Origin of the sequence: Tardiphaga sp. 20_F10_N6_6, assembly GCF_052076045.1 — a bacterium.
GTDB classification, from domain to species: Bacteria; Pseudomonadota; Alphaproteobacteria; order Rhizobiales; family Xanthobacteraceae; genus Tardiphaga; species Tardiphaga robiniae.
In genome coordinates this window covers 2,480,112-2,492,607 of sequence record NZ_CP197239.1, presented here as the reverse complement: position 1 = coordinate 2,492,607, position 12,496 = coordinate 2,480,112, and the positions used below count along the sequence as shown (strand labels likewise).

The window sequence follows — 12,496 nt, the reverse complement described above, 5'->3', positions numbered from 1 at the left end:
CTGATCGGGCCGTAGCGGCGCGCTTATGAGCGGTGCCCGGCATTCGACGCGGAAATTTACGGCGATTCTCATCAGCGGTGCGCTGACCAGCAAGCTGCTCGGTTTCGGCCGCGAGATATTGATGGCGCAGGTGCTTGGCGCTTCGCTGGTCGCCGACGGCTTTCGTGGCGCGATTACGGCGGTGATGCTGCCGCTGGCCTTCTTGCAGAATGAAACCGTGCCCGCCGTGATGATCCCGATGCATCGGGATGCGCTGAAGGACGGCAACGGACCTCAACGCCTTGGCGCCATGACGGTGGCGATCACCGGCATCGCCGTGATCCTGATGGTCGGGCTGCAGGCGCTCGGCGAGCGGGCTGTGGACGCGCTGGTCGGAGGCTTTTCGGCTGAGGGGCGTAGCCTCACTCTCGATTTCATTCGCATCATGGCGCTGGGCATGCCGGCCTCGGCGATGATCAACGTACTGGCTGCGGGTGAAATCGCACTCGGCCGGACACGCCTGACGAATATCCGCGCCAGCATCCTGAACATCGCCGTGCTGATGGGCATCGCACTGGTCGCTGTGTCCGGCAACTTCCATACGCTGGCCTGGTCGTTCTCGGCTGCCTTCAACGCGCTCGGCGCCTGGGGGCTCTACACGATGTGGCGCGAGGGCGTGCTCAGCTTCAAGGGCCTGTCGCTGTCATCGGTGTTGGCGTCAGGCCGCGAATTCTTTCGTCGGTTGCGACCGCTGCTCGCGCTACCGGTCGCCGAACAGGCCAATGTCTGGATCGAACGCCTGCTGGCATCGCGGGTCGGGACCGGTGCAGTGGCCTCGCTGGACTATGCACGCACGCTGACCGAAAGCGCGTTGCTGCTGATCAGCCAGCCGGTCGGGCTGGCGGTGTTGTCCAGCCACCCGCCGAAGGACGTCGGCGCGCAGATCGAAGGGATCGCTCGGCCTATTCTCGCACTCGCGGTGCCGGCATCGGTCTTTCTCGCCATGTTCGCGCCGGAGATCGTGCGGCTGGTTTTTCTGCGCGGCGCCTTCAACGAGCAGGCGCTGTTCCTGACCAGTCAGGCCTTGCGCGGCATCGCGCTTGGCCTATGGGCTGCGACGCTTGGCTGGATCCTGATCCGCATCCTCAATGGCGCAGGCCGGAATTTTGCGGCCGCTGCCATCATCGTCACTGCCTATCTGGTTAATATCGTAGTTAACCTTCTCACCTCATACCTGCCCACGGCGCATGAATGGGGCACCTTGTTGCTTGGACTGGGTGAAGCCGCCCGTGGTATCGTTCTTCTGGCTGGCGTCATGATCGTCCTGGGGTCCCGGCGCAAGCTGCTCTACCTGATGTTTCTCGCGTGTTTCCCGGCAGCGCTGATGGCACTCTTCAGCTGGCAAATTCATGAGGTTCTGACGGGCCCGTGGCAGCGGCTTTTCGCCGGTGGCTTCGCCTATCTGGTCTGCCTCGCGCTGTCTGTCGCGATGCTGATGCCGGGCGTCTACATTGCGGCATTTGCGCGCGTCCGGGGGCGCTTGTGATTTTGATATGTGTTTTTGTATTAGAGAGTGCCTTGATCGTCTGAGGACTTTTCGATGAAGCACCTGTTATCCAGCGCCGCCCGACGCATGGCGTCTTCCGAAGCGCTGGTTCGCCCGATCAGCATGGCTGCCGATATGTTCATGGGCACGCGTGGCTGCCTGATGACCTTTCATCGCGGCGCCTCCGCTCGGGCCTGGGAAAAACTGCCGAACCGCGATTTCTATCTCGATACGAATTTTCTCGATCAGTTCCTGTCGCATCTGAAGCAACGCGGCTGGGATGTCGTGACGATGGAAGAAGCGATCCAGCGCTCGAAGGCTGGAAAGTCCAACGATCGCTTCGTCAACTTCTCCGTCGACGATTGCTATCGCGATACCTATGAGGAAATCGTGCCGCTGTTTCGCCGCCACAATGTGCCGGTGACGTTATTTGTCACGACCGGCATTCCTGACGGTACGCTTCCGCTATGGGCCGCAGGTCTGGAAGATACATTGCTCAACAACGATCGCGTCATTCTCGAGGATGGTGCGATCGACGTGCCAACGTCTGATGCCAAGCGTGCGGCATTCCATCGGATTGCGGATCGTTGGGATGGTCCGCAGGCATCAGCCTCTTACAAGAAGTTTTGCGAACTCAATGGTGTCGACATCGACGCGATGCACTGGAAGTACGCGATCACCTGGGAGATGCTCGAAGAGTTGCGCGACGATCCGTTGGTGGAGATCGGCGGCCACACCGTGACGCATGCCCGTATTTCGTCGTTGTCGCCGGATGGTGCACGCTTCGAACTCAAGGGCAGTCGCGACCGGTTGGTCGAGCGCCTTGGTATTCCCGCCAGGCATTTCGCATTTCCCTATGGACGTTCGGGCGATTGCGGTCCGCGCGATTTCGCGATCGCGCGCGATGCCGGTTATGCGAGTGCAGCGACAACGCGCAAGGGCCTCGTGCGCAACGGCCAGGATGCCTACAACCTGCCACGCTGCACGATCAACGGCGCGGATCGCAGTCTCGCAACTATGGAGCTCCATCTGTCTGGCCTGACGGGTGTGGCCGCGAGGATGACGGGGCGTGTCTAGCAGTCGTCGTCTCAAGGTCCTCTCGATTGCACATTCCGCCGTCAGCCGCGATGCGGGGCGTCTGCGATACTATCCACTCGTCGGGCGCGATGACGTCGATATGCATCTCGTCGTTCCGGCTACGTGGTATCAGTTCGGCCGTACGATCATTGCAGATCCGTCCGACGATCCCGGCATGACCGTACATGTGATGCCGATCCGCCTGCCGCGCGCTGGCCCGATGAGCTGGTATCTGCATTTTTATCCGGGCTTGCGGCGTCTCATCCGTGAGGTCGATCCCGATGTAATCCATCTCTGGGAAGAGCCGTGGAGCGTCGTTGCGATGCAGGCGCGCATCCTCAAGGGGCGCGCCGCGATGGTCCTGGAAGTCGATCAGAACATCCTGAAGCGCTTGCCGCCGCCGTTCGAATTCGTCCGCAAGGACGTGCTGCGGAACACCGACCATATTCTCTCGCGCAGTCCGGAGGCGACAGCAGTCGTCCGCGCGCGCGGTTATGCGGGGCCAGCGTCGCCGATCGGCTATGGCGTCGATCTCGCAACCTTCAATCAGACCGGGGCGCGCCAGGCGCCGATAGCGCCCGGGCGGGGACTACGCATCGGCTATGTCGGGCGTCTCGTCGAGGAGAAGGGTCTCGACGACGCGCTCGACGCCATGAAACGCGCCACGGCGGATGTGACATTGGCGGTCATGGGCGAAGGCCCGCATGAGCCTGCGCTGAAGCTGCGCGTCAGCGAACTGGGCCTGACCGATCGTGTCACATTCCGGGGCTGGGGCAAACCGGCCGATGTCGCGTCATTCCTGAGCGGTCTCGATGCAATGATCCTGCTGACGCGCACCACCAGCGCCGTGCGTGAGCAGTTCGGCCGGGTGATCGTCGAGGCGCAGGCTTGCGGTGTACCGGTGATAGGTTCGACGGGCGGTGCTATTCCCGATGTTGTCGGCAAGGGCGGCTGGACCATTCCCGAGCGCGATCCGGATGCGCTGGCGACACTGCTGGATCGGCTTGCTGCCGACCCGCAGCAGTTGCTGGACCGCGGCGCGGCCGCGCGCGACAACGTACTGACGCGCTTCACTTACGAGGTGGTGGCGAATGCGCTAGTGTCGGCCTGCCAGCAGGCCGACGATGCAAAGCGGGGGGCTGATCGGCCGCGCCCTTGAAGCAGGCGCTTGCGATCAGGCGCCGACCGCCATGGCGCCCGGCGCAAATTCGTTCTTCGACGCCTGCACCTGCTCCAGCAGCTCGATGTAGCGCGAACCGACATAGTCCCAGCCGTAATTCAGTGCCGTGGCATGCGCGCCTTCGCACAGCCGGGCCAGTGTCGCCGGATCGGAGAAAGCCATCGCGATCTTCTCGGCGATATCTGCGCCGTCCATCTTGATCTGATAGCCGTTTACGCCATCGACGAGATAATCTTCGATGCCGCCAACCGGCGTTGCAAAAACCGGCGTCGAGCAGGCCATGGCTTCCATGCAGACCAGCGAGAAAGTTTCATAGGCAGTCGGCAGTACAAAGGCGTCGGCCGCGGCGTAGAGGGCCGGCATATCGGTACGCGATCCCGCGAAGACCAGCCGATCGGCGGAGGTTGTCGCCAGTTTGCGATAGGGCGCGGGATTATCCGAGCCCACCACAAGCATCCAGACATCCGGGCCGAGGCGTTCGAGCGCGCCGATGGCATGCGCCAGACCCTTGCGGCGAAATTCATGACCGGCGAACAGCAGAAGCCTGGCGTTCGCGGGGATGCCGAATTCCTGACGGATCCTGAGACCGGCCGCGGTGTCGCGGGCGAAGCGATTGAGGTCGATGCCGTTGGGGATCACGCGGATGCGCGACGCTGGCACCTTGTAGATCTGTTGCAGTTCAGTTGCGACGCGCGGCGAGACCGCGACATACATGCGATAGCGCAGGCCGCCGATCATCCAGCGATCACGCAGGGCTACCCACAGATGCATGGGATTCAGCATCCATGACAAGGAGCCGGCGTTGCGCTTTTCGGCGAGGCTCTGCGCATTGACTGCGTGCACGACCAGCACGTCGCCCGTCAGGCTGTCACCGTGACTGATGATGACGGCCTTGGGATGATGATAAGCGGCGCGCGTCGCCAGCAATGTGAAGGTGGGTACAACAAAAGCGCGACCGAGATAGCGCAGGATGCCGCGCGTCTTGATGTGCGAAAGCCAGGCGCCGACGCGCTCGATCCGCGTACCTGGCGTTGCCTTGTCGCCGACGGCGCTGGCGAGAACAGTGTTGGCAATTTTGGCGCGGCTGAAGGCGCATGCGAGTTCGCTGGCCACGCTTTCAACGCCGCCGACCGAACTCAACTCCTGGACGATCTGGACGATCTCGATGGTCATGGGCCGACACTATGAAAACGGGTGAACGCCAATACCGTAGGTGCGCTGATAAGTCGCAATTTCATCAATATCCTGCTTTCGCAGGCTTTTGTCACCAGCACAACGTCTAAGATTTGACCTTCGAGATAAGGCATATCGGCGGAAACACTTGGACACAGTCGAGCAAATGCAGCCCTGCCGCGCCAAGTAGTATTCCGCTCCACCTGGAGTCGGTAGTTGGCGCCGTCGCATGCGTCTTATGGGTGCGATCCTACGTCGACGACGATCTCGTAGGCACCTTTCACCAGCGCTTGGGGCCGAATGGTGAACGGCGTCTTGAAGTGACATCTGAAACAGAGCGCGGAAATGGATGTTGTGACCCCGATTCAATATCGAGTCATGCTTAACGCGCGCTGTTCCAAATTGATCACGCAGGTTTCAAAGAGACACAGCACTGATCGAGCGTGGGACAGTTACGGCCAGGCCGCATAGGACGGGCCGTGCTGACTTGGATCAAGCCGCGCGCGACGCCGATAGGCGCCTGGCGACGCATTCTGATACTTGCGGAAGAAGCGATTAAAATAGCCGGGATCGCGGAAGCCGAGGCCATAGCCGATCTGCTCGACTGGCAGATCGAGCTGCCGCAACCGCATGCAGGCTTCGTGGATCAGGCGCTGATGCACGATGGCGCGCGGGCTGTAACCTTTCTCGCGCTTGCAATGCGCGTGCAGCTTGTCGTCAGTGACGCCGAGTGCAGCCGCATAGCGTGCGATGGGCCAGCCGTCGCGATAATGCAGTTCGACCATCTGCAGGAAATTGCCGACGAGGCGAGGGCCGTCGCCGCGCTGTGCAGCATTGTCGGTGGCTTCCTCCGAAATCACCGAGCGCCAGAGGTGGAGGCACAGCAGCAACACATGCGTCGATGTCATCGTCGCGCTGCCGCGGCCCGGCGTATTCAATTCACGCACCAGCGTGCTGCAGGATTCTGTGATGGCCGCAAAAGTCGTCGCGAGTTGCGCGCCTTCGCGCAGGACCAGCCGGTCAATGGTTCGCCGCAGATGCAGCGCCTCGGCACTGCCGGCGACGGTGCGGGTGAGGACATCGTCCGACACTGAAATCAGATAGCCTTGCGCGCCGGCTTCGACCTCCAACGTGCCCTCGTGATCGCCGGGAAGCCACAACAGGCCCGGGGACTGAATGGCAACTGTGGTGCCCCGCATCGTGGCTGTGCCGCGCCGGGTTTCGATCACCAGCAGGTGCGAGCGCCTGGCAACCGACTGCCGGATGATCCAGCTGCGCGGCGCCAGTCCGGGTGCGAATCTTTCCGCATGCAATGCCGGAAGCGGCTTCTCCGCGAAGCCGGTGGGACCTGAAACGATGTGCGCGGTCTCAAGCACTGGGACAATCCGTCGCGTGAAATAGCTCGCCTACACGGATCAATACAATCTTTCCCCGGATGCGTCCAATTCCCAGCCCCAAACGCTGGACTAGTCTCCGGCCATCGAACGCCACAAGGCGTCGGTGAAAAGAATTCGGGGAGGATAACATGGTGTCAGCAGTCAAGCGCGTTGCGGCGGGACTACTCGCAGTTGCCGGTGCGGCGGCCGTCGGATGGGGCGGCGGAGCCGAGGCCCAGACGTCTGTCAAGATCGGTTATGCCATCTCGCGCACCGGCCCCGCCGCCGGCGGCGCTGCGGTGACGACGATTCCGAACTACGAGCTGTGGGTAAAGGAAGTGAACGCCGCCGGTGGGCTCAAGCTCGGCGACAAGCGCGTCCCAATCGAGGTCGTCCAGTATGACGACCGGTCGAGCGCAGAAGAAGCCGCCAAGGCGCTGGAGCGACTGATCACCCAGGACAAGGTCGATTTCATCCTGCCGCCCTGGGGCACCGGCCTGAACCTCGCGGTTGGCCCGATCCTCAACAAGGCCGGCTATCCGCATATCGCCTCGACGGCGGTCACCGACCGCGCGCCAGAACTGGCGAAGCGCTGGCCCAACAGTTTCTGGCTGCTCGGCACCAGCGCCGATGCCGCCAAGACGCTGGTTGAGCTGCTGGTGAAGCTGCGCACCGAAGGCAAGATTGGCGATACGGTGGCGATGGCCAGCATCGCCGACGGCTTCGGCATCGATCTCTCTGGTGCGGCCAGACCCGCACTCACGGCCGCCAAGTTCAAGCTCGCCTATGACAAGACCTATCCGGTCGGCACACAGGATCTCAGCCCGATCATCAATGAGGTGAAGGCGCTGAACCCCGACGTGTTCATCGCCTTCAGCTATCCGCCGGACACGATCGCCATCACCGAACAGTCACGCATCTCCGGCTTCAATCCGAAGATCTTCTACACCGGTGTCGGCACGGCATTTCCGCTGTTCAAGCAGAAATTCGGCGCCAACGCGGAAGGCGTGATGGGCATCGGCGGCTGGAATGGCGACAGCCCGGCCATCAAGGACTATCTGGCGCGGCACAAGGCGTCGGCCGCGAATGGCGCGGAGCCGGATCGCTGGGCCAGTGCGGTCACCTATGCCGGCCTGCAGATGCTGCAGCAGGCGATCGAGCGGGTTGGCAAGGTCGATCGGGCCGCCGTCATCAAGGACTTGCAGAGCGGCACGTTCGATACCGTGATCGGCAAGGTGAAGCTCGAGAACAACATGCCGACCAAATACTGGTGGGTCGGGCAGTGGCAGGACGGCGAGTTCTACGGCGTCGGCCCGTCGGGTAACGAGGGCGCGCGTGCGCCGGTCGTGCCGAAGCCGGCATGGAAGGCGCAGTGATCGCGTCCCTCCCGTATCTGGTCTGACAGAATGACAAACGCGGTTCTCACCGGCCTCGTGCTGGGTGGCATGTACGCGCTGATCGCCATGGGGCTCACCCTGCAATATGGCGTGGCGCGGATCATGAACCTGTCCTATGGCGAGTTCCTGATCGGCGCGGCCTTTGCGTCCTACTGGCTGTTTACCGGCTGGGCGCTCAATCCGCTCGCAGGACTGGCATTTGTCATTCCGGTCAGTTTCGGCATCAGCTATCTCTTGTACCGCGTGTTGCTCACGCCGCTGGTGCGCCGCGCGCGCACCCGCGACGCCCTTGAGGTCGACAGCATTCTCGCCACCTTCGGCATGATGTTCATCGTGCAGGGCATCATGCTGACCATGTTCGGTGGTGCTTACTTCAGCTATTCGTTCCTCGCCATTCCTGTGAAGATCGTCGGCGAGGTGCTGGCACTCAATCGCCTGATTGCATTCGGGCTTGCGGTCGTGGTCGGCCTTGCGCTCTATCTGACGCTGACCCGCACACGGATCGGGACGTCCATCCGCGCCGTAGCCGTCGATCCCATCGCAGCGCAGCTTGTTGCCATCGATGTCACCAGGACATCGGCGCTGGCCTTTGCGCTCGGCGGCGCGCTGGTGGCGTCTGCCGGCGTGCTGATCAGCATGTTCCTGACCTTCAGCGCCACTTCCGGCGTGGTGTTCACCATGAAGGCGCTGATCGTGGTCGTGATGGGCGGCGTCGGCAATTTGCTGGGCTGTCTCGTCGCCGGACTGGCGCTAGGATTGAGCGAAGCGCTGGTGGCGACCTTCATCGATCCCGGCCTGACGCTTGCGGTGAATTTCGCGCTGTTCCTCGGTGTGCTGCTGGTGAAGCCGGCCGGCATTTTCGGGAGGGCGCAGCGATGAGCCGTACCCAAATGACGACTGGCGCGATCTGCCTCGCAGCCGTGGTTGCGCTCGCATTCGTCCCGATGATTGTCGATGCCTATCACCTCGCGCTCGCGATCAGTCTCCTGCAATTCACGGTGCTGGCGACGGCTTGGGGCATGTTCTCCGGCCCGACGCGCTATGTGTCGCTGGCGACCACAGCCTTCTTCGGCGTTGGTGCATACACGGTCGCTGTTCTCGGCGAACAATTGCCGTGGTCGCTGGTGCTGCTGATTGCGGCCGTGATCGGCGCGGTCATGGCCGTCATTGTCGGCTTGTCGACGCTGCGGCTGAGCGGCGTGCATTTCGTCATCTTCACCTTCGGTCTCGCCGAACTCGTGCGCCAGATCGTGGTCTGGTACGAGGTCAACAAGACCCGCGTGCTCGGGCGTTACGTCTTTGTCGATATCACCCAGAACGACATCTACTGGCAGCTGCTGGCGCTTGCCGTCATCGTGTTCGGCTCCGGCTGGCTGATCGCCCGCTCGCGCTTCGGCTTCGCACTGCGCATCATCGGCGAAGACGAGACTGTAGCACGGCATTGCGGCATCAATGTCACCATCGCCAAGGTTGCGCTGTTCACCATCACGGCCACCTTCATGACGCTGGTCGGTGCGATCATGGCGCCGCGCTTCACCTATATCGAGCCGTCGATCGCCTTCAACGCGACCATTTCGTTCGAAGTGGTGATCATGGCACTGCTCGGCGGCGCGCATCGGTTATGGGGCCCAGCGCTCGGCGCCATTCCGCTGACGCTGTTGTTCGACTTTCTGTCCGCGCGCTTTCCCAGCACATCGACCCTGATCATGGGCGTGGTGTTCCTGCTGATCGTCTATGCGCTGCCGTCGGGTGTCGTCGGCCTCTGGGAGAAGCTCAAAGCCTGGCGACCCTCAGCCTCGAACGTGCGGGGAGCACAGGCATGACCGCCAGTGCAATGCCGGTGCTTCGCATCGAAGGCCTGACCCGCGCCTTTGGCGGTCTCGTCGCCGTCAACGGAATCGACCTGACGGTGCATGCCGGCGAGATCGTCGGGCTGCTCGGTCCCAACGGCTCCGGCAAGACCACGGCGCTCAACCTGATCTCCGGCGTGCTGTCGCCGAATACGGGCGTGATCGCTTTTGCTGGCCATGACATCGCGGGATGGCCGACCCATCGCATCGCGCGACTCGGTTTGGCGCGTACGTTCCAACTGGTGCGCGTGCTCGACGGCATGACCTGCGGGGAGAATGTGGAGGCCGGGCTGGCCTTTCATCATGCGCCGCTTGCACGCGACGCGATGGCTGCGGCTGCGGCCGGCCTGCTCGCGCGGGTCGGTCTCGCCGGATTTGGCGGACGGCCCGCATCGGAGCTCACTTATATCGACCGCAAGCGGCTTGAACTGGCACGCGCGCTGGCGCTGCAGCCGCGCCTGCTGCTGCTCGACGAATGGCTCGCCGGTCTGAACCCGTCCGAATTGCTGATCGGGATCGAGCTGATCCGATCGCTCAAACAGGAGGGGCTGTCGATCCTGCTGGTCGAGCATGTGATGGATGCGATCCGTTCGCTCTGCGATCGTTGCGTGGTGATGAGCAGTGGCCGCAAGATTGCAGAAGGGCCTGTAGCTGCTGTGCTGAGCGACCCCGCGGTGATCGAAGCCTATCTGGGAGTGACGGCGGATGCTTGAGGTCTCCAATATCAGCGTCACCTATGGCCAGCATCACGCGCTGAGCGATGCGGCGCTCCATGTCGAGCGCGGCGAGATCATTGTCATTCTCGGCGCCAATGGCGCGGGCAAGTCATCGTTGCTCAAAGCCATCGCCGGCTTGCTGCCGTCACCAGCCAAGATCGTCAAACTCGCCGGTCGTGATCTGTCCCGTCTGCCGCCTCATGAGATCGTGGAAGCCGGGCTTGCGCTGGTGCCGGAAGGTCGCGGCGTGTTCGGCGAATTGACAGTGGCCGAAAACCTGTTGCTCGGCGCCAACCCGAAGCGTGCGCGGGCGGTCGAGGCAGCGCAGCGTGCCAAGGTGATGACGCTGTTTCCGCGGCTTGGCGAACGCTTGGCGCAGACCGTGCGCACCATGAGCGGTGGCGAGCAGCAGATGGTAGCAGTCGGTCGTGCGCTGATGTCGAACCCCGACATTCTTCTGCTCGACGAACCGTCGCTCGGTCTGTCGCCGTTGCTGGTGCGGGAATTGTTCGCCGCCTTGCGTAAGGTGCGCGAGACCGGCGTCGGCCTGTTGCTGGTCGAACAGAACGCACGCGAGAGTCTGGCTATCGCCGATCGCGGCTATCTGATCGAGAACGGCAAGATCACCGGCAGCGGCACCGCCGCAGCCCTGCAATCCGACGACGCCGTGCGCCGCGCCTATCTCGGCGGGCTCGCCAGCGGCGCGGCTTGAAATTCAAAGAAACATCCAACGGAGGACATCATCATGAACCAGATCAATCTGCTGCTCGAGAACCAGGATGTGCAGGCCATCGACGGCGCGACATTCGATCGTCTCAATCCGATGACCGGCGATATCGCCTCGCGCGCCGCGGCAGCCCAAATCGCCGATGCCAAGCGCGCTGCCGATGCTGCCGCCGCTGCTTTCCCTGCGTGGTCGGCGACCGGCCCGGGCGCACGCCGCGCCGTCCTGCTGAAGGCGGCCGATATCCTTGCCAGCAAGGCGCCTGATTTCATTGCCTTGATGGCGTCGGAAACCGGCGCGACTGCCGGCTGGGCCGGCTTCAATGTTCATCTCGCCTCCAACATGCTGCGCGAAGCGGCATCGATGACGACGCAGATTTCCGGCGAGGTCATTCCATCGGACAAGCCCGGCTGCATCTCGATGGCGATCCGCCAGCCCGCGGGCGTCGTGCTCAGCATCGCGCCGTGGAATGCGCCGGTCATTCTGGGCGTGCGGGCTGTGGCGTTGCCGCTGGCCTGCGGCAATACGGTAATCCTGAAGGCATCGGAAATCTGCCCGGGCACACATCGGTTGATCGGCGAGTGCCTGCGCGAGGCCGGTCTGCCGCCTGGCGTACTTAATGTGATCACCAACGCGCCGGAAGATGCGCCCGCGCTGATCGATGCACTGATCTCGCATCCCGCCGTGCGCCGGATCAACTTTACCGGTTCGACCCGCGTCGGCCGCATCATCGCAGAGACCGCCGCCAAATATCTCAAGCCAGTGCTGCTTGAACTCGGCGGCAAGGCGCCGCTGGTGGTGCTCGACGATGCTGATCTCGATGCAGCGGTGGCGGCCGCGGCCTTTGGAGCATTCATGAACCAGGGGCAGATCTGCATGTCCACCGAGCGGCTTGTTGTCGATCAGAAGATTGCCGACACCTTCGTGGCTAAGCTCGCGGCCAAGGCGGGTAGCCTAGTCGCCGGCGATCCGCGCAAGGGCGATACACCGCTCGGTTCACTGATCGGCAGGGATGCTGCGGGTCGCATGCAGGCGCTGATCAAGGACGCCGTGGGCAAGGGTGCCCGTGTTGTGGCGGGTGGCAGCGTCGATGGCACGCTGATGTCGGCTACAGTACTCGATCACGTTACCTCGACGATGCGGATCTACAATGAGGAGTCATTCGGGCCGATCGTGAGTGTCGTGCGCGTCGATGGCGTGAACGAAGCCGTGCGCGTTGCCAACGATACCGAATACGGACTATCGGCGGCGGTGTTCGGCCGCGATATCGCCCGGGCGCTGGAAGTCGCCAAGCGGATCGAGTCCGGCATTTGCCACATTAACGGCGCGACCGTGCATGACGAGGCGCAGATGCCGTTCGGCGGGGTGAAGGCGTCGGGCTACGGTCGGTTCGGCGGCAAGGCCGGCATTGCCGAATTCACCGAACTGCGCTGGATCACCATCGAGACCGGCCCGCAGCACTATCCGATCTGATCGTG

At 62.9% G+C, this 12,496-nt stretch carries 11 protein-coding genes; 9 read left to right on the top strand and 2 right to left on the bottom strand.

What is annotated here, in order from left to right:
* Positions 1-25: 25 nt before the first annotated feature.
* The 3 genes from AB7813_RS12090 to AB7813_RS12080 are packed head-to-tail and all read left to right on the top strand — an operon-like array spanning position 26 to position 3,761.
* Positions 26-1,525: a lipid II flippase MurJ gene (locus AB7813_RS12090; RefSeq protein ID WP_439062805.1), complete on the top strand. Its 1,500-nt coding sequence runs from the start codon at positions 26-28 to the stop codon at positions 1,523-1,525.
* A gap of 54 nt (positions 1,526-1,579) precedes the next feature.
* Positions 1,580-2,602, top strand: a complete 1,023-nt coding sequence (locus AB7813_RS12085) for a polysaccharide deacetylase family protein (protein ID WP_439062804.1) — start codon at positions 1,580-1,582, stop codon at positions 2,600-2,602.
* On the top strand, positions 2,595-3,761 hold the full coding sequence (locus AB7813_RS12080) for a glycosyltransferase family 4 protein (protein WP_439062803.1): 1,167 nt from the start codon (positions 2,595-2,597) through the stop codon (positions 3,759-3,761). Before AB7813_RS12085 ends, AB7813_RS12080 begins: the two co-directional genes overlap by 8 nt.
* A 15-nt stretch (positions 3,762-3,776) precedes the next feature.
* Here AB7813_RS12080 and AB7813_RS12075 read toward each other — a convergent pair whose 3' ends face one another.
* Both AB7813_RS12075 and AB7813_RS12070 read right to left on the bottom strand, forming a co-directional pair.
* Positions 3,777-4,955 carry a glycosyltransferase family 4 protein gene (locus AB7813_RS12075; RefSeq protein ID WP_439082999.1) on the bottom strand — a complete coding sequence of 393 codons (1,179 nt, stop codon included), beginning with the start codon at positions 4,953-4,955 and terminating at the stop codon, positions 3,777-3,779.
* Between the two features lie 452 nt (positions 4,956-5,407).
* Entirely contained in the window at positions 5,408-6,331 is a 924-nt protein-coding gene (locus AB7813_RS12070; protein WP_439062801.1) for a helix-turn-helix transcriptional regulator, read from the bottom strand.
* Positions 6,332-6,480: 149 nt separating this feature from the next.
* Here AB7813_RS12070 and AB7813_RS12065 point away from each other — a divergent pair, with 149 nt between their 5' ends.
* From AB7813_RS12065 to AB7813_RS12040, 6 genes are read left to right on the top strand one after another with little or no spacing between them, the layout of a single operon-like run.
* The gene (locus tag AB7813_RS12065; protein ID WP_439062800.1) at positions 6,481-7,707 is read left to right on the top strand and encodes an amino acid ABC transporter substrate-binding protein; all 1,227 of its coding nucleotides are present in this window, start codon (positions 6,481-6,483) and stop codon (positions 7,705-7,707) included.
* Positions 7,708-7,737: 30 nt separating this feature from the next.
* On the top strand, positions 7,738-8,607 hold the full coding sequence (locus tag AB7813_RS12060) for a branched-chain amino acid ABC transporter permease (protein ID WP_092144790.1): 870 nt from the start codon (positions 7,738-7,740) through the stop codon (positions 8,605-8,607).
* Positions 8,604-9,551, top strand: coding sequence for a branched-chain amino acid ABC transporter permease (locus tag AB7813_RS12055; RefSeq protein WP_120291626.1), 948 nt, complete (start codon positions 8,604-8,606; stop codon positions 9,549-9,551). The genes AB7813_RS12060 and AB7813_RS12055 overlap by 4 nt, the downstream gene beginning before the upstream one ends.
* Positions 9,548-10,291 carry an ABC transporter ATP-binding protein gene (locus tag AB7813_RS12050; protein ID WP_439083000.1) on the top strand — a complete coding sequence of 248 codons (744 nt, stop codon included), beginning with the start codon at positions 9,548-9,550 and terminating at the stop codon, positions 10,289-10,291. The genes AB7813_RS12055 and AB7813_RS12050 overlap by 4 nt, the downstream gene beginning before the upstream one ends.
* On the top strand, positions 10,284-11,006 hold the full coding sequence (locus AB7813_RS12045) for an ABC transporter ATP-binding protein (RefSeq protein WP_441228098.1): 723 nt from the start codon (positions 10,284-10,286) through the stop codon (positions 11,004-11,006). The genes AB7813_RS12050 and AB7813_RS12045 overlap by 8 nt, the downstream gene beginning before the upstream one ends.
* A 33-nt stretch (positions 11,007-11,039) precedes the next feature.
* Positions 11,040-12,491 (top strand): aldehyde dehydrogenase, encoded by a 1,452-nt coding sequence (locus tag AB7813_RS12040; protein WP_231079763.1) that lies wholly within the window; start codon positions 11,040-11,042, stop codon positions 12,489-12,491.
* The last annotated feature ends 5 nt before the right edge of the window (positions 12,492-12,496 follow it).